12 protein-coding genes are annotated in these 15630 nt (G+C 68.2%); 3 read left to right on the forward strand and 9 right to left on the reverse strand.

What is annotated here, in order from left to right; translation table 11 throughout:
- Nucleotides 1–15: 15 nt before the first annotated feature.
- Nucleotides 16–297: a transposase gene (locus AAF604_22135; GenBank protein ID MEM7052381.1), complete on the reverse strand. Its 282-nt coding sequence runs from the start codon at nt 295–297 to the stop codon at nt 16–18.
- 453 nt (nt 298–750) lie between these two features.
- Nucleotides 751–2010, reverse strand: coding sequence for a PilT/PilU family type 4a pilus ATPase (locus tag AAF604_22140; protein MEM7052382.1), 1260 nt, complete (start codon nt 2008–2010; stop codon nt 751–753).
- Nucleotides 2011–2106: 96 nt separating this feature from the next.
- On the opposite strand from AAF604_22140, the gene AAF604_22145 reads away from it, so the two are divergent.
- The 3 genes from AAF604_22145 to AAF604_22155 are packed head-to-tail and all read left to right on the forward strand — an operon-like array spanning nt 2107 to nt 5585.
- Entirely contained in the window at nt 2107–3741 is a 1635-nt protein-coding gene (locus AAF604_22145; GenBank protein MEM7052383.1) for a Ppx/GppA phosphatase family protein, read from the forward strand.
- A gap of 55 nt (nt 3742–3796) precedes the next feature.
- On the forward strand, nt 3797–4126 hold the full coding sequence (locus tag AAF604_22150) for a hypothetical protein (protein ID MEM7052384.1): 330 nt from the start codon (nt 3797–3799) through the stop codon (nt 4124–4126).
- Nucleotides 4127–4136: 10 nt separating this feature from the next.
- Complete coding sequence (locus tag AAF604_22155) at nt 4137–5585, forward strand: SDR family oxidoreductase (protein ID MEM7052385.1); 1449 nt, start codon at nt 4137–4139, stop codon at nt 5583–5585.
- Between the two features lie 33 nt (nt 5586–5618).
- Here AAF604_22155 and AAF604_22160 read toward each other — a convergent pair whose 3' ends face one another.
- The 7 genes from AAF604_22160 to AAF604_22190 all read right to left on the reverse strand — a co-directional run bounded on the left by AAF604_22160 (nt 5619) and on the right by AAF604_22190 (nt 15621).
- Entirely contained in the window at nt 5619–6887 is a 1269-nt protein-coding gene (locus AAF604_22160) for a hypothetical protein (protein ID MEM7052386.1), read from the reverse strand.
- Between the two features lie 123 nt (nt 6888–7010).
- Entirely contained in the window at nt 7011–8132 is a 1122-nt protein-coding gene (locus AAF604_22165) for an alpha/beta hydrolase-fold protein (protein MEM7052387.1), read from the reverse strand.
- Between the two features lie 19 nt (nt 8133–8151).
- Nucleotides 8152–9102 (reverse strand): hypothetical protein, encoded by a 951-nt coding sequence (locus AAF604_22170; GenBank protein MEM7052388.1) that lies wholly within the window; start codon nt 9100–9102, stop codon nt 8152–8154.
- A 31-nt stretch (nt 9103–9133) separates the two neighbouring features.
- Nucleotides 9134–10240 (reverse strand): carboxylate-amine ligase, encoded by a 1107-nt coding sequence (locus tag AAF604_22175; GenBank protein MEM7052389.1) that lies wholly within the window; start codon nt 10238–10240, stop codon nt 9134–9136.
- 114 nt (nt 10241–10354) lie between these two features.
- Nucleotides 10355–11617: an amidohydrolase family protein gene (locus AAF604_22180; GenBank protein ID MEM7052390.1), complete on the reverse strand. Its 1263-nt coding sequence runs from the start codon at nt 11615–11617 to the stop codon at nt 10355–10357.
- Nucleotides 11614–12999, reverse strand: a complete 1386-nt coding sequence (locus AAF604_22185) for an amidohydrolase family protein (protein MEM7052391.1) — start codon at nt 12997–12999, stop codon at nt 11614–11616. Before AAF604_22185 ends, AAF604_22180 begins: the two co-directional genes overlap by 4 nt.
- Nucleotides 13000–13179: 180 nt before the next feature.
- Nucleotides 13180–15621, reverse strand: a complete 2442-nt coding sequence (locus tag AAF604_22190) for a hypothetical protein (GenBank protein MEM7052392.1) — start codon at nt 15619–15621, stop codon at nt 13180–13182.
- Between the last annotated feature and the right edge of the window lie 9 nt (nt 15622–15630).

Consider the following 15630-nt stretch of genomic DNA (forward strand, 5'->3'; position numbering starts at 1 on the left):
CCACCAGGTCCAGCCTCACTGCGGCCGATCCGAGAAGATCGCCAAGGCTTTTTTTAGGATGTCGCGCTCTTCCCGCATCCGCGACAGCTGGCGCTGCAATCGACGGATCTCTTGCGCCTCTGCCGAAGCCGGCTTCCCAGGCTCCCCGCCACTCAAGGCGTGACGCCACCGGCGGATCAGATCCGGACGAACATCCAGCTCCTTCGCCACGTCCTTCAAACGACGACCACTCTCGTACGCCAGACGCACCGCTTCGCGCTTGAACTCCTCACTGAAACGACGACGCTTCTCAACCATTTTGTGAACTCCTCCAGGCCTATTCTCATAGGCACGGTTTCTGTCCACAAAATCGGGGCAACTCCAAAGGCGCCCCCCTCAGCCGCACGCACATGTCGTGCGGCTTCACCCCCGACCTCGGCGCCCTATCGGACGCCGCCTCGCGCTGACCGCGCTCGGAATGCGTCTCCTTGCCGCCGTCAGCCTCGGGGGCTCCCCCTACCGTTGACATTTACTTCTCGTGAAGCCTCGACCTTCTGCTTGACAGCCTCTCTTCAACGAAATCTAGTCAATTGAGAGGCCGGGTGCTAGCGCAGCACCCGGCACCCGAGCGCGATCAGCGCGAGGCAGCGGCGAAGCCGCTGAGGACGGGGGTGAAAGCGCACGGCATGTGCGTGCGCTTGAGGGGGGCGCCTTTAGTCCCCCTGGATATGACAGCTCGCAAGCCACTGAAAAAGGGGGTTCACGCCTTTTTCAGTGGCCTGCGAGCAGGCTGTCGAATTCTTCCGGCCGGCTGCTGCGCAGGCGCGCCTCGGCGGCATCGATCACTCCGGCGCGGACCCAACCGGCCAGCGAGTCCTCCATCGAGATCATGCCGAGGCGCTTGCCGAGCACCAGCTCGTTGGTGAGCTTCTCGGCGCGCTCATTGCGGATGTGATTGCGCACCGCCACCGTCGACAACAGCAGCTCGACCGCCGGCACCCGGCCGGCGCCGTCCTGGCGCGGCACCAGTTGCTGGCAGACGATCGCCCGCAGGCTGGTGGCGAGCTGTTGCCGGATCTGCCCTTGGGCGGCGGCGGGATAGACGTCGACGATCCGGTGGACCGCCTGAACCGCGTTGCGGGTGTGCAGGGAAGCCAGGATCAGGTGCCCCGTCTCGGCCGCCGACAGCGCCGTGGTCATGGTTTCGAGGTCGCGAATCTCTCCCACCAGGATGACTTCCGGGTCCTGCCGCAGGGCGGCCCGCAGCGCCTCCGCGAAGGAGGGCGAGTCGCGACCGATCTCGATCTGCTCGACCACCGCCCGCTCGGCCCGGTGCTCGTACTCGATGGGATCTTCCAGGGTCACGATGTGGCAGGGCCGACGCCCGTTGATCTCCCCCACCAGGGCCGCCAGAGTGGTGGTCTTGCCGCTGCCCGCCGGACCGCACACCAGCAGCAGACCGCTGCGGGCGTCGGCGAGCTCGCCCAGGGAAACGGGTAGCTGAAGGTCTTCGATTCGGGGCACTCGCTGCGGCAGAACCCGCAGCGCTGCGGCCGGCGCTCCGCGCTGGCGGTGCAAGTTGACGCGGAATCGGCGGCCGCCATCGCTACCGGTCAAGCGTAGCGAGAAGTCGGCCGCGCCGCGCTCTTCGTAGGCACGACGGCCGCGCGCCGACAGGTGGCCTCGCAGCAAGCCCCAGATCTCTTCCCCGGCGAGGGGCGGCGCTGGCAGGCGCTTGAGCGCACCGTCGATGCGGATCACCGGCGGCAGACCGCCGACCAGCAGCAGGTCGCTGGCGCCGCCCGCCAGGGCATGGGCGAGGATGGTCGCGAGCTCCTCGCCAACCTCCGAATCGGCCGCCGAGGAGGCATCCAATGGATCGATCGCCGGCGGCCCCGACGGCACCGACCGCGCGGTCGGCGCCGGCTGCGCCGGAACCGTCGGCCGATCCGACGACTCACCGGCCGTTGGCTCGGAATTGAGCTGGCGCACCAGGTCGTCGAGCTGGGGATCCCTCGAGTAGTCGTCCATCGCACCTCCCGGCACAGCGTACGGAGCCGCGCCGTCATCCGTCCAGGAATCAACGAAAGGCGGGTAGACTGATCGCGAACAATCGACCATCGACCGATGACCGCTCCGCCACCGCCCAGCCTGCTCCGGGTCCAGACCCTACCCGGCGAGCTCGCCGCCAGCTCGCGGCGCATCGCCGCCATCGACGTCGGCTCGAATTCGATCCACATGGTGATCGCCGATCCCGAGCCCGGCGGTGGCTTCGTCGTCGTCGACCGCGAAAAGGAGATGGTGCGGCTCGGCCGCAGCGCCCTGTCTTCCGGCGGCCGGCTGAGCAAGAAGGCCTTCGCCGACGGCCTCGAGGCGCTGGCTCGCATGACCACCCTGGCCCGCCTGCGCGGCGTCGCCCACACCGTGGCGGTGGCGACCAGCGCGGTGCGCGAAGCAGGCAACGGCAAGGAGTTCCTCGAGGCGGTCCGCTCCCACACCGGCCTGGCGGTGCGGCGCCTTTCCGGCAAAGACGAAGGACGGTTCATCTACCGGGCGGTACGGGAGGCCGTCGACCTCGGTGCCGGCACCGCCGTGGTCGCCGACATCGGCGGCGGCAGCACCGAGTGGATCGTCACCGAGGGCGGCGATCTCGCCTCCGTCGACAGCCTACCCCTCGGCTCCCTGCGCTGCGCCGCGCGCCTGCGCGGCGACCCGGTGAAGACCAAATCGCTGCACAAGCTCCGCAAGCACATCGACGGCGAGCTTTCGGCCCTGCCCTCGACCGGCAAGGTCGAGACCCTGATCGCCACCTCCGGCACCGCCGGCTGCTGCGCCGACCTGGCGCGACACTTCGCGGGACGACCGCCGAGCGAAGGCTCGTCCGGCCTGCGCGAGCTGCGCATCAAGGACCTCGACCGGGTGATCGCTCGCCTGCGCGCCATGCCGCGGCGGGAAATCGCCCTGCTGCCAGCGGTCGGGGCGCCGCGCTCCGAGTCCATCCTCGCCGGTGCGATGATCCTGCGGCGCCTGGCCGCCAAGGCCGGCAGCGATCGCCTGTTGGTCAGTGATCGCGCCCTGCGCGAAGGGCTGGTCCTCGACGTCGTCGGTCGGCCGGTCGAAGAGCTGCCGCCACCGGGCGAGATTCGCAGCGGCCAGATCGACAAGCTGGCGCGCCGCTGCCCGGCGGTCTACGACCACCACCAGGCCACCGCCCGACTGGCGGTCCGCCTGTTCGACCTCACCCTCTCGGTGCACGGGCTCGGCCCCCAGGAGCGCGAGTGGCTCGAGTATGCGGCCATGCTCCACGACCTCGGCTACCTGGTGGCCTACCGCCGCCACCACAAGCACAGCTTCTACCTGATCAACAGCGCCTCCCTCGACGCCTTCGACCCGCGCGAGATCGAGGTCATCGCCCACGTCGCCCGCTACCACCGCCGGGCGATGCCGAAACGCGATCACCCGACCTTCGCCGCCCTCAAACCCTGGCAGCGCCGCTGCGTGCGCAAGCTCGCCGCCATCCTGCGCATCGCCGATGCCCTCGATCGCAGCCACGCCCAACGGGTCGAGGAGATCTTTTCGTCGATCGGTCGCCGCAAGGTGACGATCGAGGTGATTTCGCCTTGGGACGTCAGTCTCGAGCTCACGACGGCGGATGAGCGCTGCCGCATGTTCCGCCGCGTCTTCCGACGCAAGGTGGCCTTTCGGCAGGGTCTCGAGCCGGTGACCGGAGGAGCTCCCTCGCCACGCTCCGGGATGCGATAAGCTTCTACTCAAGGACCCACTTTCCGGAGGGGACGTCGATGCGAAAGGAGAGGCCGTGACGGACATTCCCGACGAACTCAGTGCCGACCTACTCGGATTCGACGACGAGGAAGCCGATCGCCTGCTCAAGAAGGCACAGGGCATCGACCCGGCCCCCAAGATGACCATCCCGAAGGTCCTCGGGATGACCCTGACGTCCGAGCCCAAGGCCTTGACGGAGCTCGACATGCTGTTCACCCGACTACGCGCCAACGGCCTCGGCGATCGCATCGAGGAAGCCCGCGAGGAGGCCCGAGAGCTGGCCAAGCGGCTCCACCTCTCCTATCCGGAGGCTGCCGAGCGGGTGATGAATCGCATGATCGAGGAGCACGGCAGTAACGAGTGAGGTCGTCCCCCTGAGGGCGAAGAAGGTTCTCGTCACCGGTGCGACCGGCTACATCGGCGGCCGCCTCGTACCGCGCCTGCTCGACCAGGGCTACGAGGTCGTCTGCCCGGTCCGTAGCGCTCCCAAGGTCGCCTCTCGACCGTGGGCCGATTCACCAGCGGTCGAGATCGTGGTGGCCGACGCGGCGGACCGGTCGGCGATGGAAGCGGCCCTGCGGGGAGTCGACCTCGCCTACTATCTGATCCACTCGATGATGGCCGCCGGCGGCGCCTATGCCCGCCGCGATCAAGAGCTGGCCGACGCCTTCGCCGCTGCCGCCGCAGCCGCCGGCTGCCGCCGCATCGTCTACCTCGGCGGCCTCGGCGAAACCGGCAGCGACCTCAGCGAGCACCTCGGCTCGCGACGCGAAGTCGAAGCGGCCCTGGCCTCGACGGGGATCCCGCTGACGGTGCTGCGGGCCGCCATGATCATCGGCTCCGGCTCCGCCTCCTTCGAGATCCTGCGCTACCTGGTCGAGCGCCTGCCGGTGATGGTGACGCCGCGCTGGGTCCAGACCGAGTGTCAGCCGATCGGAGTCCGCGACGTGCTCCACTACCTGGTGGCCTGCGCGGACATCCCGGAGACCGCCGGTCGCACCCTCGACATCGGCGGCCCGGAGATCTTGACCTATCGCCAGCTGATGCACTTGATGAGCGATGCCCGCGGCCTCAAGCGCCGCGTCATTCTGCCGTTGCCGGTCTTGACACCGCGCCTCAGCTCGCTGTGGATCCACCTCGTGACGCCGCTGTCGCGGCATATCGCTCGGCCCCTGGCGGAAGGACTCAAGAACCGCGTGGTGTGTCGCAACGACCTCGCCCGGCGCCTCATCCCCCATCAGCCGGAGCCGATCGCCCACGCCATCGCCAAGGCCCTCGACGCTCCCCGGCCCCACAAGTCTTCCTGGTTCGATGCGGGCGCCATTCCCGGCGACCCGGACTGGGCCGGCGGCACCACCTTCCGCGATCGCCGGCGCCTCGCCACCGCCGCTCCCGCCGAGCGCCTGTTCCGCTCCGTCTGCCGCATCGGCGGCAGCAACGGCTGGTACGGCTCGAGCTTCCTGTGGCGCCTGCGCGGCTGGATGGATCGCCTGATCGGCGGCCCTGGCCTGCGCCGCGGCCGACGCGATCCGGAGGTCCTCGGCTTTGGTGATCCGGTCGACTTCTGGCGTGTCACCGGCATCGAGGCGAATCGACGCCTGGAGCTGCGGGCGGAAATGAAGCTGCCCGGCATCGCGACCCTCGAGTTCCTCGTCCACCGGCGGCCCGACGGCGGCTCGGATCTCGAGCAAACCGCCCGCTTCAAGCCCCTCGGGCTGGCGGGGCTTCTCTACTGGTATGCCGTCTTGCCCTTCCACGGCATCGTCTTCCGCGGCATGATGCAGGGCATTCGGTCCCACGCCGAGCAAAAGACCCCGTCTTGAGGTCACCGCGCCGAGCTCTCGGCCCGTATCCCCTCAGGTGGACTCTTCGACGGAGAGGTCGAGGCGGTCGCTCTCGGTCTTGCGCCAGAACTGGATCAAGCCCCAGAAGTGGTCCGTAAAGGTCTCGATCTCGTGCGCCGGGAACAGCGAGGCAACCTTCGCGTGCACCGCATCCCGCGCCACATCGCTGCCGAAGAACTCCCAGGCCACCTCGTCGAGATGACCGAGATGGCGGTCACAGAACTCGACGAAGCGATCGCGCTCGAAACGCCGCCGGGCGAGGTCGCCGTAGGCGGCGAGGCGCTCGCGATCATCCATGCCCTCGCGATCGGCGATGTCGTAGAAGGGCTGCCAGTCGAGGGTCTGACGCATCTTGCGCTGGGTCACGGCACAGAAGATCGCCCAGCGGATCTTGGCCTTGATCAGCCACGGGAAGTGGTAGTGCAGCGAGGTGACCTGCGAGTCCGGACAGGCGTTGGCGAAGTCGATGGGATGGAACACGCCATCGCGGCGCAGGGCTTCGCAGGAGTTGAAGTCCCAGCCGAAGAAGCTGTTGATGGTCAGCGTCATGTCGCGCAGCAGGAAGGCCTCGTCGGAATCGAGGAAGTTGAAGTCGACCTTGTAGCGCCCGTGGAGCGGTGCCGAGGGGTCGTAATGCACCGGATAGACCTGCGGGCCGACGCCGATGGCGCGCACGAAGCGGTCGAAGGGCTCGACCGCCTTCTGCAGATGCATCACCCGCTTGCCGCTCGATTCGTAGGCGGCCCGTAGCTGCCCCTCGTCGTCGAGGCGACTGACCCCGGCCCAGGCACCGCCGTCGTAAGGCTTCATGAACATCGGGTAGCCGAGCTCATCGCCCACCTTGCCGAGGTCGAAGGGCTTGGCGTAGCGCCGTAGGGTGGGCTCGAGATCGGGCGTCGGCTCGTAGTGCTTGGGCGGCACCATCCAGGTGTCCGGCACCGGCATGCCGAGGCGCATCATGGCGCAGTAGGCGGTGTGCTTCTCCATCGACTGCACCGCCCAGGGATTGTTGAAGACGTAGAGGTCGTCGAGGATGATGGCCTTTTTGATCCACTCCCGGCTGGTGTGGTACCAGTGGGTCAGGCGGTCGACGACCACGTCGTAGCGCGACCGCTGGCGCAGGTCGAAGGGCTCGATGGTGAGGCGCTCGACGGCGATGCGAACCTCGTCATCGCCCTGCGGGATGGTCAGATCGAGGCGCTGCACGATCTCTTCGAAGCACAGCGGCCAACACAGGTCGGCTCCCAGGGACAGTCCGATGTGACGGGTGATTTCAGCCACGTCCGAGATCTCCAGAGGGGGGAATAGGGCATGGGAGGCCCGCCTCAGCGGCGAGCGGGAAGGCGCAGTGTACAGGACCGGCAGCGAAAATCGGACCCGCCGGCGGAGTGGCGCGTCGCGGGCTCATTCGTAGACCATCCAGAGGGGCCCCGGAAACAGCCAGGACAGCGCCTCGCGCAGGCGGTCACGCCAGTTCTCCCAGTTGTGACCGTCGCGGGCTTCGCGATAGCGAATCTCGAGCCCCGCCTCCTGCAGCAGCGGAATCATCGAGCGGTTCTCGTAGATCAACGATTCGTACATGCCGCAGGAGAGAAAGATCTTTTCCGCCGGTTTGCCGGGGGCGGCGCGGAAGGCGTTGACGAACTCCGCCACCGGGTCGAAGGCCGGCGAGCGGTTGTGGTGTCCGATGTCCGAGAAGGCGAAGGAGCCCGACTGCAGCAGCAGGCGGCGGAACAGGCGCGGGTAGCGCCAGGCGGTGTAGAGCGAGGCGACGCCACCGAAGCTGGCCCCCATCAGGCCGCGCAGCGGCGAGAGCGGAAAGTTGCGCTCGAGGGCCGGCATCAGGTCCCGGGCCAAAAAGCGAGCGTGGCGGGGATCCGCCCCGTACTCCACCAGGCGATCCGAAGAGGTCGTCAGGGCGACCACCATGGGGGCGATCTCGTGACGCTCGATGAGGTTGTCGAGCACCGTCTTGAGGCCGGAGAAACGCAAGTAGTCGCGGCCATCGTGGGCGATCAACAGCGGATAGGTGCGATGACGCCGGAAGCGCGCCGGCAGATAGACCAGCACATCCCGGCTCTCCCCGAAGGCGCGACTGCGCACGGTGACCTCCTCGAGCGTGCCGGGGCGGGTCTCGGGATGCTCCAGGGTCCATTCAGGACGCTCGTAGCCGAGGCCGTAAAAGACCGAGTTCTGGCCGAAGGGATCGCTCGCCCGGTTCGGGTTCAGAGGGTCGCAGATCAGCCGGCGGTGGGCTCCCTCGACCAGCTCGATCTTGTACTCGACCCGCGACTCGGCGGGAATCTCGAGGGTCACGAACCAGACGTCGGAGTCCGGGAGGCGCTCCATGGTCGCCGCTGAAGGCAGACCGAAGATCCAGTGCCGCAAGCGCACCTCGTCGGCCTCACCACGCCAGAAGAAGGTCGCCCGGGTGCCGCTCACCAATGGGGACTCACGGCCCTCCAGAAAAGACTCGAGGGCTTCTCCGGCGGCCGCGTCCCGCAGTTGCTCGACGGCCACCGTCATGGCTCGCTCCTCCGCTCGCTCATGCCGTCACCGCCCTACGACCGCGCTTCTTGAGCGGCGCCACGCGACCGTCCTTGCCGAGGCGCAAAACTCCTTCGTGCTCGACCAACCGCCCACGGCGCAAGACGACCCGCGCCCCGGGATCGAGGGTGCAACAACGCTCCGGGCCGAAGCGACGGGCGAACAGCTCCACTCGCAGGGGATCGTCGAGGCGCAGGCGGCGGCCGCCATGAGGCAAGGGTAGAAAATCCCCCAGCAGATCGCAGCCGTTCTCCAGCACCTCGGCATTGCCGGCCCCCTGGGGCGGGCTGTCGTGGAACAGCACCACCCGCGACGCCAGCACCATCGCCCCCGCCGACCAGGCAAAGATCGGCCGGCCGGCGATCAGGTCGAGGATGCCGAAGAGGCGCAGTCGATTGAGCAGCACGGCGACGTGACCGCCGGCGAGGGCGAGGGCGGCGCAGCCGGCGAGCTCTTCGGCGAGCTCCTCGCGATGCTCGGCGAGGAGCGGGCTCGAGAGGTCCGCGACTTCCTCCTGGTGCTCGCGATGAATCGCTCGCACGCGCTCGAGATGATGGCGATCGAGGTCGCGCAGCATCTCGAGGGCGGCCCGCCGCTCCGGTTCGACCAGCGCGGCCTCGCCGCGCACCAAGCGCATCGCTCGGGCCGCCGACAGCACCGGGTCGAGGCGCAAGCGATAGAGGCGCTGCAGCTCCTTGAGGCGATTCTGGCGCCAACGCAGGGCTGCGAAGAGGGCGCCGTCGGCGGCGAAGACCTGCTCCGCCCGGGCGTGCAGGCGCAGGTTGACCACCCGGCCGGCAAGGTGGTCGCGAAGCTCCTGGTCTTCGCCTTCGCGCTCCTGCCAGCCGGCGGTAACGGCGGCGATCGAGCCGTCGATACCCATCTCCGCCACCACCCCCGACAAGCTCGGCTCAAAGCGTTGTGGACCGAGCAGGACGATGACCGACATGGCGACTTCTCGCAGCGGACCGAGCGGCGGCTCAGTCGATGCCTTCGCGGGTCTCGCGCACTAGCTGATCGACCACCGCCCCGAGGTCACCGGTGGCCTCGAAGGTGGCGAGCTGGCGGTCGGCACTGGTGCCATGCTCGAGGATGGTGCGGACGTACTCGACCTCCTGGCGCACCTCGAGGTCGTCGACCACGTCGTCGACCAGCTCGAGCATCTCCTCCGCCAGGTGGGCCACCGGTACTTCCTCCTGGCGACCGAAATCAATCAGGTTGCCGGCGATGCCATAGCGCACCGCCCGCCACTTGTTCTCGGTGATCAGCTCGTGGCGATAGCGGCGCCAGGACTGGTTGTTGCGGCGCAGCTCGATGAGCTTGGTGCAGAGCGCCAGGATCAGCGCCGCGATGCAGATCGCCTCGTCGACCTTGGTGCAGATGTCGCAGACCCGGAACTCGAGGGTCGGGAAGACCGGGTGCGGCCGCATGTCCCACCAGATGGTGGTGGGGTCTTCGATCGAGCCGGTGCGATTGAGGGTGTTGATGAAGTACTCGTACTCGCTGTAGGAGCGGAAGGCCGGCGGCGGCCCGGTTCGCGGCAGGCTCTCGAAGACCACCGACCGGTAGGACTTGAGGCCGGTCGAACGGCCATGCCAGAAGGGCGAGCTGGTCGACAGGGCGAGCAGGTGGGGCAAGAAGTACCGCGCCTGATCCATGACGTCGATGATGAGCTCTTTGTCCTCGATGCCGATATGGACGTGCATTCCGAAGATCAGCATGCGGCGAGCCACCTCGGCCATCGCCTTCTCGTGCTTGGCATAGCGCTCCGCCGGCGTGACCAGCTGCTCGGTCCACTTCGAGAACGGGTGGGTGCTGGCCGCCGCCACCGCCAAGCCGTGGCTCTCGGCGACTTCACAGACGGTGCGCCGCAGGCGGATCAACTCCTGCCGGGCCTCTTGGATGGAGTGACAGATCTTGCTCCCGACCTCGACCTGAGACTGCAGGAACTCGGGCTTGATCTGATCCTTGAGCACCAGCCGCCCCTGGTCGAAGAACTCCTGCACATAGGAAGTCACTTCGCGGGTATCGGGCTCGATGATCTGATACTCCTCTTCGATACCGATGGTGAAATCCTTCTTCGGCATAAGGTGACCTCCGATCCAGGTTTAGGTGGCCTCAGTCTACCAGCTCAGGAAAGCACTTTCGGGCGCCCGAGAGGCCGCCGAGCAGGTTCCGTGGCAGCCCCGGCGGCCGGTCGGTCACGGTTGCCGATAGGCCGGCAGCCGCGGGTCGTCGAGATCGCGATAACGATCGCGCAGCAAGGTCTGTCGACTGCTCATCGGAACCATCTCGCCGGCGATGATGACCTGGTCAGCGAAGGTCGTGACCTCGAGCGGATCACCGTCCCAGACCACCACATCGGCGGCCTTGCCGACCTCGAGGGAACCGTAGGCGGCATCGAGTCCCCAAATCCCCGCCGGGCCACTGGTCATCGCCCGCAGCCCCGCCTCCCAGGGCAGGCCGTAGGCCACCGCGATACCCGCCGACTGCTTGAGGTTGCGCCCGTTGTGGGCGGTTCCGGTGCTGAAAGCGATCTCCACTCCGGCGGCGTGCAGGCGCGCCGCCGCCGCGAGGGTGGATCCCAAGCGCTCGAAGGACGAGGGCAGGTTTTCGAGCGGATCGAGCACCACCGGTACTCCGGCCTCCGCCAGCTCCGCCGCCACCTTCCAAGCCTCCGTCGCCCCCACCAACACCAGGCCAATCTCGAGCTCGCGGGCGAGCCGGAGAAGGGCTCGCAGGTCGCTCGCCCGATGAGCTTCGACGGCGAGCGGCAGGCGGCCGTCGATCACCGGCTCGAGAGCGGCGAGATCGTGGCGACTGAGGGCATAGGAACGGCGCTCACCGCGCTCGAAGGCGGCGCGATGAGCGCGAAAGTCGCGCGCGTCCTGGAGCGCCTCCCGAAGTCGGGCCAGGGCCACCGCCCGCGAGCCACCGGCGCGTTCGGCACCGGCCTCGCCATAGACCGCGAACATCGCCACCGGCGAGGGCTCGCCGCCGACGAGATCCACCGCCGCCGCGATTCCGGCCAGCGGTCCGCTGCGCGCTCGCGGCGCCAGCACCGCCCGGGTCAGGCCTTCGATGCGATTGATCGCCACCAGCGAAGAGGCCGGATTGAAGGCATCGGCAACGGAGAATGCCGCCGTCCAGTGCGGATCGTCGCTCGCCGAATCGACCGTCGCCGACTCGAGGGAGATCTCGGCCAGCCCGATGCGGCTGACCGAGTCGAGAAGCCCGGGCGTCACCACCTTGCCTTCGGCGGCGATCACTCGAGCCCCGGGCGGAATCGCGATGCCGACGCCGACGGCCTGGATGACGCCATCCTCGATCAACACCGTGGCGCCCTCGAGGGTGCCAGCCTGGCCGAGCGTATGAACCGTTCCGCCGCGCACGGCGAGGACCTCGCCGTCGGCCACCGCGGCGAGAGCGCAGGCGATCAGGAACCCTGCCAGCCGCGCCCTCACGGTCCGCCCTCCGTCAGCCCGAGCTCGAAGTCCGAGAGCGGCTGCAGCTCGCGGTTGCCGCGCTCGAAGCGCGCCACACCATCGATGAAGACCTGCTCGGCGAGGGCGTAGACGCTGAAGGGATCGCTGCTCCAGATCACCACGTCGGCCGCCTTGCCGACCTCCAGAGACCCGGTCTCGTCGGCGATACCGACCGCCTGGGCGGCATTCGAGGTGATCCAGCGAATGGCTTCGCGGCGCGAGATCTCGAGGCCGATGCGGTTGCCGGCGGCCATCGCCTTGGCGGCCTCCTGATTGAGCCTCTGGATGCCCTGATCGGAGTCCGAATGGACGATGGCGCAGCCGCCGGCATGATCGACCAGGGCGATGTTCTCGCGGATGCCGTCGAAGGCCTCGAGCTTGAAGCCCCACCAGTCCGCCCACATGGCGGCGCAGACCTCCTTGTCGGCCAACAGGTCGGCCACCTTGTAGGCCTCGACGGCGTGATGGAAGGCGGTCACGCGGTAGCCGAACTCCTCCGCCAGGTCGAGCATCCAGGCCATCTCCTCGCCGCGGTAGCAATGGTTGTGCACCAGGACCTCCCCCTCGAGCACCCCGACCAGGGTCTCGAGACCGAGATCGCGCTTCGGCGGCCCACTACCGGACGACTTTCCGGAGCGATATCGGCGCCACTTGCGCTGATACTCCTGAGCCTCGATCCAGGCCTTGCGGTAACCCGCGAAGTTGCCCATGCGAGTCGACGGAAACTGCCGGCGTCCGCCATAGACCCGCTTGGGATTCTCGCCGCAGGCCATCTTGAGGGTGTGCGGCGCACCGGGGAACTTCATCCCCCGGACGCTGCGCGCCGGCACGTTCTTCACCGTCACGCCCCGACCACCGATGAGATTGGCCGAGCCCGGCAGAATCATCAGGCTGGTGACGCCACCGGCGAGGGCGCGGGAGAATCCCGGATCCTGAGTCCAGATCGAGTGCTCGGCCCACACCTGGGCGGTCACCGATGCCGTCGCCTCGTTGCCGTCCTGGGTGGCTCGTAAACCCGGCGACGGATAGACCCCGAGATGGGAGTGGATGTCGATGATGCCCGGCGTGACCCAGCGTCCGGAGGCATCGATGCGCCGGGCCTCGGCAGGCACGTCGACGGCGCTGCCGAGGGCAGCGATGCGGCCATCGGCAAGGACCAGGGAGGCGCCATCGAGGCGTTCCCCGGTGCCGGTCAGGATGGTGGCGTTCTCGATCACCACCGGCGGTGCCGCCGGCGGGTCGTAGGTGGAAGCGTAAGGCTGCGGCCGAGGGGCCGAGGAGTCCACCTCGATCTCGATCGAAGCACAGCCAGCGGTCGCCAGCAGAACCACCAGCCCGCAATTCAGGAGTCGCGCCTTCATGAGGAGAGCCTCGCGGTCGTTTGGACGGGCGGGCCCCATCGAGGCCCGAATCGCGCGGCAAGCTCCCGACTTTCGTCGCGGCAGCCCACCGGCTGCCAAGTATAGAGCCAGAGTCGGCCGGCGCACCGCCGGCCCGTCAGTTTTGGCGGGCCGGCGCATCGCCGGCCCGTCATGGGGCGACTACTGGACGGTGGCCGACCAGGAAGAGGTGTTGCCGGACTCGAAGCCGTCCTCGAAGAGGACGTTGCTGATCCCCACCTCGGCACAGTTCGAGAGCGCCGACAGGCAGGCATTATCGGCCGGCGTTCCGGCTCCCCCGAGAGCTACCAAGCGGTAGAAGTAGTCCTGATTCGGCGCCACGTCGCTGTCGCTGAAGCTGGTGGCACCGGCTCCCAGGGAGGCCACCAGATGGGGCGCCGCGCTGCAGCCGTCCTGGTTCTTCAAGACGGCATAGCCCTGGGCGTTGGCAACCGCTGCCCAGGAGAGATCGATCGCCTCGCCGCTGCCCGCCACCACACCGCCGAGGACCGGCGCCGCCAACGCCGGACAGGTGGTCGAGCTCTGGTTGGAGGTGTCGGCCGACGATCCACAGGCGATGTCGTGGTCGTCGAAGGCCTCGAAGATGAGGGCCGCGTGGGGCGTCCCGTTGAGCAGGTTGCCGTCATCGTCGTCGACGGCCAGGAAGCCATTGAACCAGGAAACCGCGTCGCAACCATCGGAGGCGAAGGTCACCGAGTTGCAGTTGAACATCTTGCCGGCCACCTGCATCCCGAGCACGAAGGTCCGCTCACCGCGATACCACGCCGTGTCGGAATCGTAGAGGGTGGTCAGCTTACGGGTGGTGTAGTCCCAGAAGGCTCCGCTGGCGATGTGACTCTCACAGTGGCCCGACTTCGAGCAAGGTCCGAAGGTGAAGAAGCTGGTCGGACACGACGACACGAAGTTGAGGGTGGTCAGGGGCGTGCTGATCGGAGTGCCGATGGCGTCCTCGTGACCGGCGTAGTCGATATCCCGCACCCCGGTACAGGTGCGGCAGGGGAAGCCATAGCCCTCGCAAAGCTGATTCCAGAAGCCGGTGCCGATGCAAGAGCTGCGCTGCTCGAGGGCCGCCACCACGTCGGCATAGGCCTCGCCGCTGCCGCCGTCAGTGGTCAAGCCCTGCACGTCGTTCTGGTCGATGCCGTGACCCACTTCGTGCTGGGCCACGCCGGCAACTTCGGCGCTGTTGTAGCAAATCAGCGGCCCACCGCCGTAGAGGCCCTCTTGGAAGAAGCCGTTGAACTGCTCGGTGACGTCCCAGTAGGCGTCGCAAACGCCGTTGATATTGACCCGCACCTCGTGGGAGTCGGCGAGCCAGGTATTGTCGGGCAACCAGCCGAGCCAGCGATCCTTGAGACGGGTGGCATTGAAATAGGCCGAGCGCGAAGCGTGGGTGTTGAAGACCGCCGTCGCGCCATCGCCGATACCGTTGGTCGCGCAGTCGGCGGAGCCGTCGGGATTCGCCGGTCCGCTGCCGAAGCTGAGATCGCCACTGCCGGTGACGGTCGGCGCACCGGCCGGATCACCGCAACGATCGCGGATGAACACCCGCTCACCGTCGAGACTGGCGGTGGTCGAGCCGGCCGCCGTGAAGGCGCCCTCCGCCGAGGCGAACATGCCGCCGCCGAGACCGACTCGCGGCATCGGTCGAAGCTGCTCGTCGGTCCAGTCGACGGGCTCGACGCCGCCGCGAATCCAGGCATAGCGGTTGATGTCGCCGAACTGCAGCACTTCGCCACTGACGGCGTCGACCTGGCTCATCCAGCTGCCCCGCTCGCCGGCGCGCTTGAAGACCATCTCCCAGACCAGGCGATGATGACGCCCCTTCTCACCGGGCCGCAGGCTGGACTCGCCACCGCGCTCGAGCAGGTAAACCAGCCGGGGAGCCTCGACGACGCGGTCGCGGCCGGCGTCCCAACGCACATAGTCCCGGGTCCGCTGGCCGGCGGCCGCCGCGTCCAGCAGCGCCAGCCGCTGCACCTCCGGCGCCAGCGGGAAGACGCCGTCGCTGCCCCACAGAATGAGGTTGCCGTGGCCGATGACGAAGGTCAAGCGGGAGCCCCGCACCACCACGCCAGCCGGCGCGTGCTCGTAGGTGACCACCCACAGGTTCTCGCTGACGCGCGCCGCACCGCGCGGCCGCAGCTCCTCCTGGTCCACCCCCAGGCGACCCAGGTTGCGGCCCACGAAGCGGTCCACCAGGGCCTGGACGACGGCCTCGTCGACGGCCTTGACCTCACGCCCGAGCTCGGCCGCGACCTGGTCGAGGCCGCGGGAGTTGCCCTTCCCGGGGATCAGAGCCACCGGCGCCGACTTCACCAGCGCCGGCTCGCCGGTGGCGGTGTCGAGATAGATCTTCGAGCCGGGCACCGCCAAGGAGGCCCAGTCGGCCGCCAAACGGGCCGATTCGAACTGCGCCAGGGGCGCCACCTGGCGACCTCCATAGAGGCTGGCGCGAGACTTCTGAAGCGCTTCGAGGTCGCCGCCGCGACGCGTTTCGAGGGCGGCGTCGGCAGGTCCCACGAGGACGGTGACGACGAGGAGGAGGGCGAGACGGAGCGACGTACCTTGGATCGATCTCATGTGAGTCCC

It is taken from the genome of Acidobacteriota bacterium (genome assembly GCA_039028635.1).
Lineage (GTDB): Bacteria > Acidobacteriota > Thermoanaerobaculia > Multivoradales > JBCCEF01 > JBCCEF01.